Source organism: Pedobacter sp. 01N416, from assembly GCF_056399685.1.
Genome location: NZ_JBFTRT010000152.1, coordinates 1 through 17,672, shown reverse-complemented (window position 1 = coordinate 17,672; position 17,672 = coordinate 1). Strand labels below are relative to the sequence as shown.

The following is a 17,672-nucleotide window of genomic DNA, read 5'->3' as shown; positions in this document are numbered from 1 at the left end:
GGCTTCACGCGTTCTTGCAGCGAGACTCCTACAGGAAAAGAACACTACTGAGGATAAAATCAAGAAGGCATTCCGGTTGATTGTATGCCGGATTCCAAATGAAAAGGAGATAAAACTGCTCAGCTCTTATTATGCAGATCAACAAAAAATATTTAAAGGTGGGAAAGATGCAGAAAAAGTATTGACTGTGGGCGAGTACCCACTTCCTAAAAACATCAACAAGGTCTCACTGGCTGCAATGATGGAGGTGATTACCACCATTTATAATTTAGAGGAAACCATTACAAAAACCTGATATATGGAAAAGGATATTTTAGAACATGGTCTTAACTTTAACAGGCGCCGTTTTCTCTCCAGGCTAAGCTTAGGGCTTGGAAGCGTTGCCCTTGGCTCCCTGCTGATGCCTGATCTCTTTTCGGGCAGCATGGATGAAAGCGATATTTTAGCTGGCCTTCCCGATTTTGCACCAAAGGCCAAAAGGGTAATCTATCTGTTCCAGAACGGGGCGCCCTCGCAGCTCGAGTCTTTTGACTATAAGCCCAAGCTCAGGGAGATGATGGGACAGGAACTTCCTGCATCTATCCGTGCAGGGCAGCGGCTTACCGGGATGACAGCCAATCAGGCGTCCTTTCCACTGGTGGGCTCATACTATGATTTTAAACAATATGGCGAATCAAGAGCATGGATAAGCGACCTGTTTCCCCATACAGCAAAGGTGGTTGATGATATCTGTATCATTAAATCCATGTTTACCGAGGCGATAAACCATGATCCGGCACTGACTTTTTTCCAGACAGGGGCGCAACAGGGAAACCGGCCAAGTATGGGCGCCTGGCTCAGTTATGGGCTTGGCAGCGAAAATAAAAACCTGCCGGCTTTTACCGTTCTGCTCTCTCGCGGCAAAGGTAACGGGCAAGGGGTTTACTCGAAATTATGGACAAACGGGTTTTTGGATTCAACGCATCAGGGGGTACGCTTCAGTAGTGGAGAAGATCCGGTACTCTACCTTAAAGACCCTGAAGGGCTCAACAGGTTTGAACGCAGAAAAATGCTTGATAAGCTGGCGGAGATGAATGATATGTCGTATAAGGAATTTGGTGATCCAGAGATTAATGCCAAGGTACAGCAATATGAAATGGCTTACCGGATGCAGACTGCGGTGCCCGAAATTACCGACCTTTCTAAAGAACCGGATGATATCATCAAACTCTACGGCTCGGATTGCCTGGTGCCGGGAACCTTCGCGGCCAATTGTCTGCTTGCCAGAAAACTAAGTGAAAACGGCGTCCGCTTTGTACAGTTGTACCACCAGGGATGGGACCAGCATGGAAATCTTCCCTCGGAGATGGCCTCGCAGGCAAAAGATGTGGATCAGGCCTCGGCTGCACTGATCACCGATCTTAAGCAACGCGGGCTATTGGACGAAACCCTGGTGATCTGGGGTGGTGAATTCGGCAGGACCAATTATAGCCAGGGCAAGATGACCAAAGATAATTACGGGCGTGACCATCATCCGCGCTGTTTCAGCATATGGATGGCGGGCGGGGGAGTGAAACCCGGGATCGTGCATGGCGAATCTGACGACTTCGGTTATAACATCATTAAAGATCCTGTACACGTGCATGATTTTCAGGCAACCGTGCTGCATCAGCTTGGGTTAAACCACGAGAAACTGATATTCAAACATCTGGGCCGCCGTTATAGGCTGACCGATGTGAGCGGTAAGGTAATCAATGACATTTTAATATAAATCCCGTTTATGGACAGAAGAAAATTTATAAAACATACTACAGTAGTATCTGCCAGTTTCTTTATTGCCAAAGATCTGCTGGCAAAACCTAAGGGACCTGTTTATGGGCATAACAATATGCACTATATGCTGGATAACAAATGGGGACAGCTAAACCCTTTGAAAAACCCGGTAAATGATTGCCATGAAATGGTACAGGATGCCAAGGGAAGAATTATCCTGTTGACCAACGAGACTAAAAACAATATCCTCATTTATAATAAATCAGGGAAACTGCTAGATAGCTGGGGACATGAATTTCCCGGTGGCCATGGGCTTACCCTGGCAAAGGAAAACGGTAAGGAGTTTCTTTTTATCACAGATACCAACCGGCACCAGGTTTATAAAACCACATWGGATGGCAAGATCCTGATGACCATTGATTGCCCGATGGAAACTGGTCTATATAAAAAGAAAGAAGAATTTGTGCCAACTGAAACCGCGGTAGCTGATAACGGTGATTTTTTTATTGCTGACGGTTATGGCCTGCAGTATGTGTTCCATTATAGTGCCGATGGTAAATTGCTCAGTTATTTCGGGGGCAGGGGAGCTGAAACCAAACACCTTGATAACGCCCACGGGGTCTGCATCGATAAACGCAGTAGCACACCAAGCTTGCTGGTTACAGACCGTACCCGCAACTGCTTTAAACGCTTTGATCTGCAGGGTAATCTGAAAGAGATTATCTCGCTTCCAGGGGCCTGCGTCTGCAGGCCGGTGATAAAAAATGATTACCTGTATGCGGCAGTATTGCGCTCGCCTGACCTAAGTAAGGACGGAAGCGGCTTTATGACCATTTTGGATAAAAACAATAAAGTAATATCCAATATAGGGGGAACGCTGCCAGTTTACAAAGACGGAGTGCTGCAGCCTATGGCCCAGGCGGAAAAGATTTTGTTGAACCCGCACGATGTGTGCGTAGATAACGATGAAAATCTATATGTCGCACAATGGGCATCGGGAAAAGTATATCCATATAAATTCACACGCATATAATGAAAATCACGCTGAAGGGTTTTGCAGAGAATATGCTGTTCATGGCAAATGCCTTTATTATTTTTTTACTGGTTTTTGGCCACAGGATTTCAGTTCCATATTGGTTACAGCCGCTGGGAAGGATGCACCCTATGGTACTGCATTTTCCGATCGTTATTCTGCTGCTAGCGATGCTGCTGGAGTTTTTCCGCTTTAAAGATGCTTATGCCAAAGAAAAACTCTACCATGATTTTACTTCCTGGCTACTGCTTTCCGGTACTCTTTTTTCAGCGGTAACCGTTATCATGGGGCTGTTCCTCTCTAAAGAGGAGGCGTATTCGGGAAGCACGTTGCAATGGCATAAATGGACGGGAGTAAGTATCGTCCTCATCACCACCCTTATTTATTACTGCAGGAATTCTGCCTGGTATAAACTGCCGCTGGCAAGGGCTGGAGCTGTGCTTACCATATTCTTTGTAATCCTTGCCGGCCACTATGGTGCGGCATTGACCCATGGAGATAATTTTGTGCTGGAACCGGTAAGCACCCCTGCTGAAAAGGCCAGTGTTCCGCTGGAGCAGGCAAAAATATTTGAAGATGTGGTTATGCCCATATTTTCTCAGAAGTGCCTCAGCTGCCATAATATCGAAAAGGCGAAAGGCAATCTGATCATGGATAATGCCGGCTCGATTCTTAAAGGCGGGAAAACGGGAAAGCTCTTTGTACCCGGAAAACCTGGGCTCAGCTTGCTACTGGAACGGATACATCTGCCATTGGATGAAAAAAAGCATATGCCCCCTAGAGGGAAATCCCAACTGAGCGAAAAAGAGATGGAGCTTTTGAGACTTTGGGTAAAAAGCAATGCTGAAATGAAGAAGAAGGTTATGGATTTACCTGCAAATGATTCTTTACGCTCATTGGCGACCACCTTTTTAGCCCCGACCAATGCGCCGGAGGAGAAATTCGGGTTTGCAGCAGCAGATGAGACCACCGTTAAAAAACTGAACAATAACTACAGAAATATTTACCCCTTAGCTAAGGAATCGCCGGCCTTGGCGGTAAATATCTATAATAAAAGTGTTTATAAACCATCAGTGTTAAAGGAACTGAGCGAGGTTAAAAAACAGATTGTATCATTAAACCTGAGCGGTATGCCCCTGGGCGATGAAGACCTGAAAATCATCGCTGGCTTTGAAAACCTGCGTAAACTGAACCTGAATTTTACGAACATCAACGGAACAGGATTAAAATATTTAACAGCTTTAGAACATTTAAATGTTTTGTCCCTTTCTGGTACCAGAGTGAGTTATAATCTTGTCAAACAGGTTGTAAACATGAATGGCCTCAAACAGCTGACTTTATGGAATACAGGACTGACTGAAGCGGAAGTGTCTCAGCTACAAAAAATAAGCAAGAACCTGACCGTGATTGCGGGCTTTAAAGATGATGGAAAACACCCCGTTAAATTGAACAAGCCACGTCTGAATACGGATGTTACTGTTTTTAAAGATGCCATTRCCCTGCAATTGAAGCACCTGATAAATGGGGTTAAAATCAGGTATACTACAGATGGGACAGAACCCGACAGCCTTAAATCCCCCATTTATAACAAGGAAATTGTCCTTAGCGGGAATACCACGGTTAAGGCCAGGGCATACAAGCCAGGCTGGTACGGCAGTGATCTGCTGAGTGCTAATTTTTACAGAAGCACTTATAAGCCAGACAGCATCTTCTTTTTATTGCCGGCCAACGAGAAATACAGGGCCGGGGGAGCAACGGTGCTGACCGACGGTCAATTAGGAGATTATGATTTCAACCTGGGCAAGTGGATCGCTTTCAGGGAAAATAATATGGAGGCGATGCTTTACTTTAAAAGGCCGGTCACGATGCAGTCGGTAACCTTACATGCGATGAAGCAGATACAGCCCTACATATTCCCGCCTACCGAAGTAGAGATATGGGGCGGGACGGATAAAGATAAACTGCATTTACTGGGTAGGGTAAGACCCAACATGCCAGAAAAAATGGAGGAACGCGAGCTCATTAAAATTGAAGCCAAGTTTAAGCCTCAGCGGATTTCCTATCTAAAGATTATTGCCAAAAACCTGAAGAAACTACCGGAATGGCATCCCGCTAAAGGACAGCCAGCCTGGTTATTTTTAGATGAGATATTTCTGAATTGAGAATGAACGGGGCATTTCGGGAAAAACGGCCACCCGTTCCGCATTTAAACTGTCACCACATTTCGCTTTAACTTTCACTGAAATACACAGCTTAGGCGGGGAATCGGATATACCACTGCAACATCTACAAGAACTTTTCAGAATAATCAGAGAAATTTATAAGAATTAGAAAGCGAACGGAGTATGCTACGGACTGATGTCGTTGGCCTCTCCAGCTATTATTTCTAAGCAATCGATTGTTTTTTTAGAAAAAATATTTAATTTACCGTATTAAATAACTAATGCACAATGAAAAACTAATTGCGACTAATACTTTTGTGCAGATACTGACCAGGATCTTACAAGTAAAAAGCAAAGGGCTGGGTAGCAAGTGCATCGGAACAACCGCAGATAAACAAATTTTAAACCAAATATAAACCTAAACATATGCTTAAAATTCAAAACACCAAACTATTCTGGGCAAGCTGCCTGGCGTTATTGGTTACCTCTCTTTCCTTCGGCATCCGTGCCGGTATCATGAACCAGCTCGGCATCGATTTTCAATTGACTACCGGTCAGTTGGGTACCATTACTGCTGCTGCCTTCTGGGGATTTCCGCTGGCAATTGTAGTCGGAGGATTTGTGGTCGATATGATCGGCATGAAACGTTTGCTGGTGATGGCTTTTATCTTTCACCTGGCCGGAATTGTGCTGACCATTTTTGCTCAGGGCTACTGGAGCCTGTTTTTATCAACGCTATTGATCGGCATTGCCAATGGCACGGTGGAGGCTGCGTGTAATCCACTTGTAGCTGCTTTATATCCGGAAAATAAAACTACCCGCTTAAATCATTTTCACTTATGGTTTCCCGGAGGTATTGTGATCGGTACCTTGCTGGTTACCCTGTTTGTTCAGCTCGGACTGGGCTGGAAGGTGCAGGTGGCCATGATGATCATTCCGACTTTGATTTACGGATACCTGTTTTCAAAGCTGGATTTTCCGGTTACCGAAAGGGTATCATCCGGTTACTCCAGTTCAGATATGTATAAAGCAGTACTTTCTCCATTGTTTATCTTTATGTTTATCTGTATGTTCGGTACGGCCATTACCGAGTTATTTACCGGGCAATGGATAGGTTTATTACTGAAAAATGTAACCGATAATGCCATTTTATTGCTCACGCTGACTACCGGAATTATGGTAATTGGCCGGGGTTTTGCCGAACCTGTGGTTCACCGTCTTGCCCCTCAGGGCGTACTGCTCTTATCTGCAATATTTGCCGCATTGGGACTTTACATGCTGGGTACATTTACCGGGAATTCTGTTTTTTTCGCAGCAATTATCTTTGGTATAGGCGTTTGTTATTTCTGGCCAACTATGATCGGTTTTGTCGCTGAGAATGTCCCTAAATCCGGAGCGTTGGGCCTAAATCTAATGGGAGGCGCGGGGATGTTTGCGGTTTCTATCTATACGATGTTTATGGGGAGTTTTTACGATAACCTGATCGTTAAACATTTACCTTCCGGTGCCTCGCTTGACGTTTATTTAAAAGCTCCAGAAAGTTCAGCATCGGGGCAGGCGCTTGCCAATGCCAAAAATCTTGCAGGCCCAGAAATCCTGCAGGCTACACTGATTATCCCTGTGATATTGATTGTCGCGTTCGGTGGACTGGTTTTATACCTGCGTTCACGAAAAAAGAGCAAATCTGTACAATTGGTATAAGGGATAGAATACACTTGTTCAACAGTGATAATCGTACATTCGATTTGAATGTTAATTGCAATGAATTGTCTTTATAAATAAATCAGATATACAGAAAAAAGGAGCCGCCTCATAAATCAACTATGAGGCGGTTTTTTTGCTAAGTATTAAAGTAGCGCAGCGTGTGTTGCGCGCGGGTAATGAGCTGATGTTTTTTTGCGGTGATCTAAAAGCCAGGCTTCCTGTTCTTTTGCTGTATCGTTCTCATAATAGCTGATTAATCCGCAGTAAAATATTTTCTGTATTGCAATGGCGTTGTCTGTTTTACCTTTAAAAACTGTTTATGGAAATTGGCCATGGTATTGTAACCGCTGTCGAAACATATTTCCAGAACTGTTTTCCTGGTTTCCATAAGTGAGGTACAGGCATATCCGATCCGGATCTCGTTCAGAAAATCGATATACGTTTTTTTTGTGCTTTTTTTAAAATAATTACAGAATGCAGGCACGCTCATTGAGGCAATACCAGCCACTCTGGAAAGCGAGATCGGCTCCCTGAAAGAATCGATGGTAAACTGGAAGATGCGGTCGATACAATCCCTATCTTTATTATTGGGCTGTTTTAGGTCCTGTGTTGATACTTCGATATACTCTTTACCTGTTGCAATGATGTCGAGACATTTGCCCAGGATCAGGATACGCTGGAACCCTATTGTGGTTTCCAGCTCGCTGATGAGTGAAAAAAGCAGGCGTTTACTGTTGCCCGTGATTTTCAGGCCGAACAATGAACTCTCCAATAACTTCTTGATATAGCGGCTTTCGGGTATATTCAATATTTCAGTGCCCCAAAAGTCATCTCTGAACTGGACCACCACTGCACTTGTAATCAATCCCTGTTCCCTTTTCTGAAAGGTATGCGGAAGATTACTACCTAGGAAATAAATATCGCCGGTTTCAAATTCACCAACGTGATTGCCAACAAAACCTAGTCCGGAGCCTTCGGTAAACAAGATCAGTTCGTATTCGATATGCTGGTGCCAGCCCACCTCAAAATCCGGCGTTCTAAAAGTTTTGGCCACAAACGAAGTCGTTTCATCGAGAGTTAGCTTTTGAATAAAGGGCTTCATGGATTGACGATATTTTACGTTTTTGATCACAATTTAATGATTTTTTCTTTTTTTTAATAAGATAGTTTACTTTTTTGATAGGAAAGTGTAAGGGATCAAAATAAAAACCAGCTAGCTTAGTATTTACCTAACCAAACCGATCCAGTTCATATGGCTATAGCACCTGCTTTAAAACCGTCAGCGCAAGCTGCGCCAAAAACCGAAACCATAAACACCAGGTTTATTATTGTTATTAGTATGGTGGCTGCATTAGGTGGTCTATTATTTGGATTTGATACCGCTATTATTTCCGGGGCGATACCTTACATTACGCCTTATTTTGGACTTGACGGATATTCGCTGGGCTGGGCGGTTAGCTCAATACTGATCGGCTGCGCTACAGGTGCGATGGCGGCTGGGCTATTTGCAGATAAATACGGGCGCCGTGTAACGCTGATCGCATGCGCACTGCTGTTTGCGCTCTCGGGCCTGGGAGCAGGTCTGGTATCAAATTTTACTTTCTTCGTCCTGTTCCGATTGATCGGCGGACTGGGGGTAGGAGCTGCTGCCATGATTTCGCCAATGTACATTGCAGAAACCACACCTGCCTCACTGCGCGGCAGGCTGGTTGCATTATACCAGCTAGCTATTGTCCTTGGGATATTGCTGGCTTATTTCTCCAATTATTTTTTTGAAGGTTTTGGAGAAAACAACTGGAGGTATATGTTTATTTCACAGCTTATCCCTTCGTTTTTATTCCTGGTGGCCTTGTTGTTTGTTCCTGAAACTCCCCGCTGGCTGGTCAAAAAAGGGCTCAAAGGAGAAGCATTAGTGATATTGACAAAAATATCGGGCAGTGTAGCCGCTGATGTGGAAATTGCGGAAATTGAAAATACTTTCAAATGCGAAAAAGATTCTGGTTTAAAAGTATTGTTTAGTAGGACTTACCGCCCAGTACTGTTCATCGGGGTACTGATCGCAGTCTTTCAGCAAGTAACAGGAATTAACTCCATACTTTACTACGCGCCTGTTATATTTAAAGAAACCGGTCTGAGCAATACATCTTCTTTATTGCAGACCATCGGCATCGGTGTAGTGAACGTGGTATCAACTTTTATCGCCATTGGCCTGGTAGATAAGGTAGGCAGAAAAAAATTCCTATTGATAGGAAGCTTGTTGATGGGACTGTCGTTAGTGGCTATTTCGCTCTGTTTTCACTTCCGGTATTTTGATAATTATGTGGTACTCGGGCTCATGGTGGTATATGTAGGGACCTTCGGATGTACGCTGGGCGCAGTTACCTGGGTATATCTTTCTGAAATTTTCCCAAACCGGGTCCGCGGGATCGCAATGTCGGTCGCCACCCTCGCCTTATGGCTTGCTGATTTTATGGTTACTTATACCTTTCCAGTAATGACCCGGCAGCTGGGCACTTCAAATACACTGTTCTGTTGAATATGGCTACCTTGTTGCAGAGCAACTACTGACTGAGAATGAAATCGATGAGCTGAGAATGGAAACTGCAGAGATATTCAAGGGGAACCGCGGCCATGTTGATGGACTGGTCGATCCCGGGGAGTTGACAAATGAGGAGATACTTAAAAAATATATTGCGATACATTTTCCGCATAAAATATCCACGGTGATCAAATCATATCTTCTTCATCAGAGGATAACCGATGTACTTACCAAGATCATAAGCCCCAATGTAAAATGCATGCAGTCTATGCTGTTTGTAAAAGCCCCGGGCAAAGCGGGACAGTCCTGGCACCAGGATGAATATTATATTCCTACCAGAGACAGGTCACTGACAGGCGTATGGATTGCCATTGATGACGCCAGCCTTGAAAACGGCTGTTTATGGATCATTCCGGGATCAAACATGTCTGGTTATATCATGGACAGGGTACCCAATACTAGTGCCGAATATGCAGATGTGGATACCGTCGACGTCTCAGGTTTTGAAAAGGAAAATATTATCCCTGTGGAAGTGAAAAGTGGTTCAGTGGTTTTCTTTAACGGATATACGCTGCATAGTTCCCAGAAAAATAAGACAGAGGACTGTTTCCGTACTGCATTGGTCAATCATTACATGAGCGCCGAATCGATGCTGCCATGGGACCAGGACGGTAAATTCGATCCGACAGACGATCTGAGGGATATTATGATGGTTTCGGGCGAGGATCCTTACGGCTATAAAGGCACAATTGATGTGAACAGACCTTACCTAAGGCCCGAGACCCTGAAAATTAAAACATCGCTATAACCCTATGGAACTGAAGTTTTTTTGCCCGCGTTGGGGAAGTGAAAATACCGAGCTGGCTGAATTTTTCAAACAAGCCAGACAGCAGGGGTACGATGGTGTAGAGTATGCTATTGCAGGCGATCTGCCAGTCTCAGCGATTGATGATATTTTTGACACAGCTGCCAGGGAGGATATGTTATTGATAGTCCAGCATTATGATACTAGTGAGGCAGACTATCACAAACATTATGATGCCTATAACAATTGGCTCTGGAAAATGAAGGGCTATAAACCATTTATGATCAATTCCCAGACCGGTAAGGATTTTTTCAGCTTCGAAGAGAACAGTGCGCTGATCGGTGCGGCCCGTGGATTCACCGGGGATACGGGCATTAAAGTATATCATGAAACCCATCGGAACAAATTCTCTTTTGCTGCACATATTACCAAAGACTACCTTCAAAGGATAACTGATCTGCAGATTACTTTGGATGCATCACATTGGGTCTGCGTGGCTGAATCGTTGTTAGAAAATCAGCAGGATGCGATGCAACTGGCCATTGAAAGAACAGCACATATCCACGCAAGGGTAGGCTATGAGGAAGGGCCGCAGGTGCCTGATCCGCGCGCCACTGAATGGCAGTATGCACTGAACATGCATTTAAGCTGGTGGGACAAGGTAGCAGAGCGTAAAAGACTTGAAGGACCTGGGGCAATCTTAAGCATCACGCCGGAGTTCGGACCGTTCCCTTACATGGTCCCATTGCCCTTTACCGGGCAGCCCATTGCTGATCAATGGACGGTAAATGCTTATATGATGCAGGTATTGAGGGCGCGTTATAATTAGATAAAGATGGGAAATGTGATTAAAATATTGGTTTTATTTATACTGAGCGCTTTTGGCGCCTCGGCTCAGCAGTACCATGTCGCTGTAAATGGGAATGATGGGAACGATGGAAGCCTGAGAAGACCATTCAAGACTATAACTGCAGCAGCACATGTAGCCCAGCCCGGTAGTGTGATCACCGTTCATGCCGGCGTGTACCGCGAGCAGGTGGCGCCCCCACGGGGTGGGAGCTCGGATCAGAAAAGGATCTGGTACAGGGCTGCCAAAGGCGAAAAGGTTGAAATAAAAGGATCTGAAATCATCAAAAGCTGGAAKAGACTAAGTGCAACGAAATGGACAGTTACGCTGCCCAATCATTTTTTCGGAAAATTTAATCCATACAGCGATACAATCCATGGCGACTGGCTTGAAAAAGGAAACTGGTGCCATACGGGTGAAGTGTACCTGAACGGGAAACCGTTAACAGAAGTTAAGGATATAAAACAGCTGGATTCGGCGACTATCAAAGCGCCAGCGTGGTATTGCAAGGTTGATGAAAGCAATACCGTTATCTGGGCAGATTTTTTTAATGCAGATCCCAATAAGGAAATGGTTGAAATCAATGTCCGCCAAACTGTATTTTATCCTTCGAAACCGGGCATCAACTATATTGGTGTTTCAGGTTTTACAATGAGCCAGGCCGCGACTCCCTGGGTGCCTCCTACTGCCGAACAGTTCGGGCTGATCGGTACGCACTGGAGTCGGGGCTGGGTCATTGAAAATAACGATATCAGTTATTCAAAATGTGCCGGTATTACCCTTGGTAAGTACGGCGATGAATGGGACAATAAGTCTGGCTCGGTAGAGGGATTCATTAAAACCACCCAGCGGGCATTGGATCATTCGTGGAACAAAGAACACATCGGGAGCCATCTGGTGAGAAATAATCAGATCCACGATTGCGGGCAGGTCGGTATTGCAGGCAGTCTGGGGGCAGTTTTCAGTACCATTACCGGAAATTCCATCCATGACATTGCAGAACAAAAACTATTTTGGGGCTATGAAATGGCCGGGATAAAGTTACATGCGCCCATTGATGTTGAAATAAGCCATAATCATATATATAATACAGAAGGAGGAATATGGCTCGACTGGATRGCGCAGGGAACGCGGGTAACCAAAAACTTCCTGCACAATAACCGGGTACAGGATTTTTCATTGGAAGTTAACCATGGTCCCGTGGTAGTTGATGGCAATTTATTTCTTTCCCCTCAATTGGCCCAGGTGAGGTTGTCGCAGGGCGTAGCATTTGTAAACAATTTAATTGCATGGAAACTTTGGGATACCAATGACCTTGATCCGCGCCCAACGCCTTTTTTGAAACCACATTCAACCTCGATTGCCGGTTTTCACAATAACCCCTGTGGCGATACACGGTTTTATAACAATATATTCCTGGGACGGACGGACCTGTCGCCTTACGATAATGCGGCGTTGCCTGTGAAAATGGAGGGTAACGTGTATTTAGCGGACGCCAGGTCTTCTAAGTACGAACAGCAGCCCATGCGGAATCCTGATCACAGCCCTGCTGTTGAAATAGAAGAAAAAAACGGGATGTGGTATCTTAGCGTTAATTTAAAAACCTCATGGTCAGAAAATATAAAACCCAGACTTATCGACACCAGATTGCTAGGAAAGGCGGTAGTTCCACACCAGTCGTTTGAAGATCCTAACGGTAATGCCTTTCTTTTCGATACCGATTATCTGGGTATAGCAAGGAAGGCAAAGGATCCCGGGGTGGGGCCGTTTGTGATAAGAAAAAGCGGAAGGCAATGGATAAAAGTATGGCAGGATCGGCGCCGGGCCGTTATATAAGGATTTCGTTGGCATAACGCAATAGCTAATGTTGGCAGACCTGTAGCCGGTATTCCGGTAAGAATATGTGGTAAAAACGAACTAAAACAAAAACAATGAAAACTAAAGTAATCTCATTGCAACTAAAAAAGAGTTATAAAAAAAATAAGATGATGTTTAAAAAAATTAACCTGATGGTTTTATTGGTATTGACAACATTTGTTGCCATGGCCAAGGAGTATCACGTAGCGGTAAATGGGAGCGATACCAATGAGGGCAGCCTCGCTAAACCCTTTAAGACTATATCTGCAGCGGCAAATGTGGCTATGCCGGGTGATGTAATCACTGTTCACGCCGGTGTGTATCGCGAACAGATTACGCCGCCTCGTGGTGGCAATTCAGAACAGGAACGGATAGTTTACAGGGCAGCCAAAGGAGAGAAGGTTGAGATCAAAGGTTCGGAAGTGATCAAAGGCTGGCAAAAAACAGGGAATGATACCTGGATGGTAAAGATCCCGAATAGTTTTTTCGGAAAATTTAATCCATATAGTGATTTGATCCGCGGCGACTGGTACGTGGCTCCCAAAGATAGTAAATATCATACTGGGGCGGTGTATCTGAATGGGGACTGGTTAATGGAAGCCCGCACGCAAGATGACGTAATGAAAGCGGTAAACGAAAAAGACCCACGCTGGTTTGCAACGGTCGATTCAACCACAACAACCATATGGGCGCAATTTAAAAATGCGGAACCTAATAACGAAACCGTTGAGATCAATGTGAGGCAGACGGTTTTTTATCCCGATAAACCATTTATTAATTACATCACACTTCATGGTTTCGCCATGCAGCATGCGGCAACAAATTGGGCGCCACCTACAGCCGAGCAAATGGGACTTGTTGGCACCCATTGGAGTAAAGGGTGGATCATTGAGAACAATATCATTCAATATTCAAAATGCGTGGGTATTGCACTGGGTAAATACGGGGATAAATGGGATAATAACAATACCGAATCGGCGGAGGGGTATGTAGGTACCATCAAGCGGGCATTGGCATTCGGCTGGAATAAAGGCACAGTTGGCGGGMATATTGTTCGCAATAACACAATCGCGTATTGCGAGCAGACAGGTGTGGTAGGCAGTATGGGTTGTGCATTTAGCGTTGTTGAAGGCAACACTATTCACGATATTCACGTGAGAAGGTTATTCGGTGGTTATGAAATGGCCGGTATTAAATTTCATGGGGCTGTTGACGTGCAGATCCGTAACAACCATATCTATCGCACTAATATGGGCGTTTGGCTCGACTGGATGGCACAGGGGGTGCAAGTAAAAAACAACCTGATGCATGATAACGGTTTGGATGTTTTTTTAGAGGTCGATCATGGGCCTATGCTGGTCAGTAACAATGTGTTACTTTCCAAAACCAGTTTGCTGATGAACTCCAGCGGCGCCGCATTTGTACACAATATATTTGGAGGCAAGATGAACGTAGTTTCTTACGACAACAGGCTCACCCCTTATCTTAAGCCGCATTCGACCTTTATGGCAGGGCTACATGACAATGCCGGGGGAGGTTGCCAGTTCATCAACAATTTATTTGTGAACGGTGGCGATGCTTCGGAATACAAAAAAGCAATATTGCCGGTAAGCTTTACCGGAAATGTTTATGTGAAGGGGGCCATAAGGGCGATCTCTGGTAATAAAAAAAGAAGCTTTGGAGAAATTAGTGCAGCAGCGAAAGAAAAGCTTAAAAATGTGCCGGACAAGGATGCCGTGGAAACGGATTTTTTGGTGGATGAAAATTTTGATGCCACTACAAAGTTAACAACTGAAAAAGAAAAAATGTACCTTGAAATAGCGCTGGATAAAAACTGGCTGATCAAACAGAAAAGGAAATTGGTAACAAGCCAATTGTTGGGTAAGGCCATTGTCCCTGGTTTACCTTTTGAGAATCCAGATGGCTCTCCACTAAAGATTGAGATGGACTATTTCAACCGGAAACGAAACGTGCTCAATCCGTCGCCTGGTCCGTTTGAGATAATAAAAAGTGGAACGCAGCGGATAAGGGTCTGGTAGCTGCGTTTGCATATATAGCAGGTTGTTGAGGTTTTAAAGGTGGGCTTTCCAAAACAAAAAACGAGGGCGCTTAAAATGTTAAAATAGCCTACAAATAAGCAGATGAATAGATCTTAAGATATTCATCTGCTTATTTTTTTGTGTTTTCTTTTTTTTAATATTCTCGGTAACTATATTAATTCTTACAAATGGAATAATACGGTGGAAGGCAGACAGCTTCCGTGGCAGGCTTGAGAAGGTGAAAGAACCGAAGATCGGCAGATAAAGCCAATGAGAGAACGGCAAAAAATTATAATTCGTTTTACTAACTTTATGTTAATTTTTATTCATTTTACTTAATGTATATGTGTTCTACCTGAGAATTTTAGGCTTTAACATTGGTTATATTAACGAACTACCCGGACTCAGCTCATAAGGGGATTTGYCCGCCTCAAAGATCCTGGTATATTCAATTCCCTGTGTAGTGATCCCATCACCTAGTATCCTGATCCAGTTACCTTCGCGCAGCCCTACTACCTTTATGTTATTCTGCGTTAGAAATTCCATGATCCTGGTTTCTCTTGTTTCTCCATTATGCTTCAACTCCGGATTTGGGTCGAGGTAATGGGGATTAAGGTTAAAAGGAACTAGTTCCATGCAATCAAAAGAGGGCGGATACACAATAGGCATATCATTGGTGGTTTTCATATTTATGCCAGCAATATTGCTTCCGGCACTACAGCCTAAATAAGCTTTACCAAGTTTGATGTTTTCACTTAGATGCTTCATCAGTCCCAGCTCATGAAGTGTTTTTACCAGCAGAAAAGTATTGCCTCCCCCGGTAAAAAAACCTTTGGCTGCATGGATCGCCTCAATGGGGTTGTTAAATTCGTGCAGGCCTTTAACGCTGATATTTAGCGGTAAGAAAAAATTTCRGGCTTTGGCAGTATATTCTTCATGCGAAATGCCTCCTGGCCTTGCATAAGGGATAAATATAATTTCATCTATTCCGGCAAAGAGCGTAATGAGCTCATCTTTTAGGTATTCCAGATAATTACCGCCAAACAGCGTAGAAGTAGAGGCCAGGATAACATTCATTTTATTTGCTTTTTGGCAATTATACCGTTTTTCGTTGAAATAATTGTTATGTAGAGCCAGTGGAAAGATCGGCCATTTTCTAGTTAATGAGAAACGGCAAACTGAACGTTTTTTTAGAAATGAAGGTCGGTTTTTCCTTTAAAGCATATTTTCTTTATGCCTTTCAGATAAAAACTAAGGCTGGGCGTTAGACACCCTGGCTGCAGAAAGATATCTCCTCCGCTCATTTATCCATTCTTTTAACTTTGGGAAAATAACCAGGATAGCAAAAACCAGTATGGAAATAAAGGCCTGTAAATAGAGGTTTATCTTGGTTACCGGATTAATATCTACATCGCCCATTACAACATATAGGCGGTATATGCTTCTTATAATAATGAGCACCAATAAGTACTTGCTCCATTTGAACCTGCGTTTGATCAGGATAAAAAGCAGATAGCGCGTGATGAGTATTGATATAAAAATAACCAACTCCTGCGTACTCTCATAATTGTAAAAAAATAGATTTACAATCCCGATTAAAAAAGTAATTAAAATAAGGTTAGAAGATAAGGAGTACTTATTCTTCATTAATTTAAAATTTACCAACTTAAATAGGTTTTATGAATAGACAATGCAAATGTCCTCATAATTTTTTAAATAAGATAATTTTGATTGTTAAAGAAATCTTAACCATTGATATTTGTCAATAAATAGTTAAATGATAAACCCCAAAAGTTTTTGTCCAACTTTTGGGGTCACACCAGTTTGGCAATCCGCTTTATATTTTAATCTGAATTTTGTATTACGCTTTCATTACACGGTCTTTAACCTTTACCGCTGGGTTGCCTTGGTAAATGCTGTAAGGCATTAAGTTTTTGTTCGCCACACTTCCCATTGTTAAAACAGCATGACTATGTAGCGTTACACCAGGACCAACTGTAGCTGCAGCACCAATCCAAGCGCCATCTTCCAGCACAATGGGGCCAGTCATTAAGTCGAAATTTGTGCGGCTATAATTATGATTTCCGGTAATGAGAACAGCCTGTTGCGAAATACAGCAGTTTTTTCCAATTTTTACCTGATCCAAATTGTCTATATAACAATCAGCGAGCCAGCTATAATCGCCAATTTCCAGTTTCCATGGATATTTAATGTGAATGCCCGGTTTTATCCGTACTTCCATGCCAATCCTGCTACCAAATAACCGTAACAAAGCAACCAGTACCGAACTGACTGGCATCAAACGGCTCTTAAAAAAGATGACATTGGTAAAGTACCACAAAATCTGCTTGAGGATGGAAGCACCAACCTTAAAATTACCAGTATCAAAATTCTTGTGTAGCTGTGTTTTTAGCAAATTTTCCTCTTTATTTGTTGTTGGCAATGGTTTGATTTTTAACTAATTTATTGCTTTTTTTGATCCAAAAATATAACATTGCGAAAATGCAGATGTACACAATGATATTAAAAATTTCGTGGTGATAGGTAAAATTGTTCCGTTGCGATTTAAAGAAGCCCAGTAATACGCCCAAACCTGCAATACGCAATACATTCAGCACGTAGATGGCAATAAAACCGATCACCAGCATTTTAAAAGTCGATTTCCATGATGCAGGGAATGCCAATACAAAAGCGGCCAAAAAACTCATTACGCCAAGTCCAAGGCAGGAATAATTCACGCGAAGATAAGGCCCGGATACTACCATAACGTCCATTTCATTATGAATGGCATAAAAGCCAAAAGCCTTAATAATCCGTACCGCAGGTACAATTAATGCTGTTTTTAAGCCTTGAATATAATCAAAGTGATCAGCAATATAAGCATTATAAAATCTTGAACCAGGTGTCATCACACTATTCATAAACAGATTACCC

15 protein-coding genes are annotated in these 17,672 nt (G+C 43.4%); 10 read left to right on the top strand and 5 right to left on the bottom strand.

Annotated features, from left to right (window positions below; genetic code table 11):
- The 5 genes from AC1DND_RS10430 to AC1DND_RS10410 form a co-directional block, all read left to right on the top strand.
- On the top strand, positions 1–295 hold a 295-nt coding region (locus tag AC1DND_RS10430), incomplete at its 5' end, for a hypothetical protein (protein ID WP_477581412.1).
- A 3-nt stretch (positions 296–298) separates the two neighbouring features.
- Complete coding sequence (locus AC1DND_RS10425; RefSeq protein ID WP_477581411.1) at positions 299–1,750, top strand: DUF1501 domain-containing protein; 1,452 nt, start codon at positions 299–301, stop codon at positions 1,748–1,750.
- Between the two features lie 9 nt (positions 1,751–1,759).
- Positions 1,760–2,785, top strand: a complete 1,026-nt coding sequence (locus AC1DND_RS10420) for an NHL repeat-containing protein (protein WP_477581409.1) — start codon at positions 1,760–1,762, stop codon at positions 2,783–2,785.
- Positions 2,785–4,947, top strand: coding sequence for an FN3 associated domain-containing protein (locus AC1DND_RS10415; RefSeq protein ID WP_477581407.1), 2,163 nt, complete (start codon positions 2,785–2,787; stop codon positions 4,945–4,947). The genes AC1DND_RS10420 and AC1DND_RS10415 overlap by 1 nt, the downstream gene beginning before the upstream one ends.
- Before the next feature lie 426 nt (positions 4,948–5,373).
- Positions 5,374–6,648 carry an MFS transporter gene (locus AC1DND_RS10410; RefSeq protein WP_477581406.1) on the top strand — a complete coding sequence of 425 codons (1,275 nt, stop codon included), beginning with the start codon at positions 5,374–5,376 and terminating at the stop codon, positions 6,646–6,648.
- 256 nt (positions 6,649–6,904) lie between these two features.
- On the opposite strand, the gene AC1DND_RS10405 is transcribed toward AC1DND_RS10410, so the two are convergent.
- Complete coding sequence (locus AC1DND_RS10405) at positions 6,905–7,753, bottom strand: AraC family transcriptional regulator (protein ID WP_477581405.1); 849 nt, start codon at positions 7,751–7,753, stop codon at positions 6,905–6,907.
- 150 nt (positions 7,754–7,903) lie between these two features.
- On the opposite strand from AC1DND_RS10405, the gene AC1DND_RS10400 reads away from it, so the two are divergent.
- From AC1DND_RS10400 to AC1DND_RS10380, 5 genes are all read left to right on the top strand, one after another.
- Positions 7,904–9,187, top strand: a complete 1,284-nt coding sequence (locus AC1DND_RS10400; RefSeq protein WP_477581403.1) for a sugar porter family MFS transporter — start codon at positions 7,904–7,906, stop codon at positions 9,185–9,187.
- Positions 9,171–9,998, top strand: coding sequence for a phytanoyl-CoA dioxygenase family protein (locus AC1DND_RS10395; protein ID WP_477581414.1), 828 nt, complete (start codon positions 9,171–9,173; stop codon positions 9,996–9,998). The genes AC1DND_RS10400 and AC1DND_RS10395 overlap by 17 nt, the downstream gene beginning before the upstream one ends.
- Positions 9,999–10,002: 4 nt before the next feature.
- Complete coding sequence (locus AC1DND_RS10390; protein ID WP_477581401.1) at positions 10,003–10,824, top strand: sugar phosphate isomerase/epimerase; 822 nt, start codon at positions 10,003–10,005, stop codon at positions 10,822–10,824.
- A 6-nt stretch (positions 10,825–10,830) separates the two neighbouring features.
- Entirely contained in the window at positions 10,831–12,678 is a 1,848-nt protein-coding gene (locus tag AC1DND_RS10385) for a right-handed parallel beta-helix repeat-containing protein (RefSeq protein ID WP_477581399.1), read from the top strand.
- Positions 12,679–12,773: 95 nt separating this feature from the next.
- The gene (locus AC1DND_RS10380; protein WP_477581397.1) at positions 12,774–14,738 is read left to right on the top strand and encodes a right-handed parallel beta-helix repeat-containing protein; all 1,965 of its coding nucleotides are present in this window, start codon (positions 12,774–12,776) and stop codon (positions 14,736–14,738) included.
- A gap of 381 nt (positions 14,739–15,119) precedes the next feature.
- Here the strand turns inward: AC1DND_RS10380 and pepE are convergent, their stop codons facing one another.
- From pepE to xrtY, 4 genes are all read right to left on the bottom strand, one after another.
- The gene (gene pepE / locus AC1DND_RS10375) at positions 15,120–15,815 is read right to left on the bottom strand and encodes a dipeptidase PepE (RefSeq protein ID WP_477581396.1); all 696 of its coding nucleotides are present in this window, start codon (positions 15,813–15,815) and stop codon (positions 15,120–15,122) included.
- 174 nt (positions 15,816–15,989) lie between these two features.
- Positions 15,990–16,385, bottom strand: a complete 396-nt coding sequence (locus AC1DND_RS10370; protein ID WP_477581394.1) for a hypothetical protein — start codon at positions 16,383–16,385, stop codon at positions 15,990–15,992.
- Between the two features lie 214 nt (positions 16,386–16,599).
- A complete protein-coding gene (locus AC1DND_RS10365; protein WP_477581392.1) occupies positions 16,600–17,181 on the bottom strand; it encodes a WcaF family extracellular polysaccharide biosynthesis acetyltransferase in 582 nt (193 codons plus the stop codon).
- Positions 17,165–17,672, bottom strand: a 508-nt coding sequence (gene xrtY, locus AC1DND_RS10360; protein WP_477581390.1) for an exosortase Y, incomplete at its 5' end; no start/stop codon positions are given. The genes xrtY and AC1DND_RS10365, both read right to left, overlap by 17 nt.

Coding starts and splice junctions, on each gene's coding strand:
- AC1DND_RS10425 (WP_477581411.1), top strand. CDS start 299: ATGGAAAAGGATATTTTAGAACATGGTCTTAACTTTAACAGGCGCCGT.
- AC1DND_RS10410 (WP_477581406.1), top strand. CDS start 5,374: ATGCTTAAAATTCAAAACACCAAACTATTCTGGGCAAGCTGCCTGGCG.
- AC1DND_RS10405 (WP_477581405.1), bottom strand. CDS start 7,753: ATGAAGCCCTTTATTCAAAAGCTAACTCTCGATGAAACGACTTCGTTT.
- AC1DND_RS10400 (WP_477581403.1), top strand. CDS start 7,904: ATGGCTATAGCACCTGCTTTAAAACCGTCAGCGCAAGCTGCGCCAAAA.
- AC1DND_RS10390 (WP_477581401.1), top strand. CDS start 10,003: ATGGAACTGAAGTTTTTTTGCCCGCGTTGGGGAAGTGAAAATACCGAG.
- AC1DND_RS10370 (WP_477581394.1), bottom strand. CDS start 16,385: ATGAAGAATAAGTACTCCTTATCTTCTAACCTTATTTTAATTACTTTT.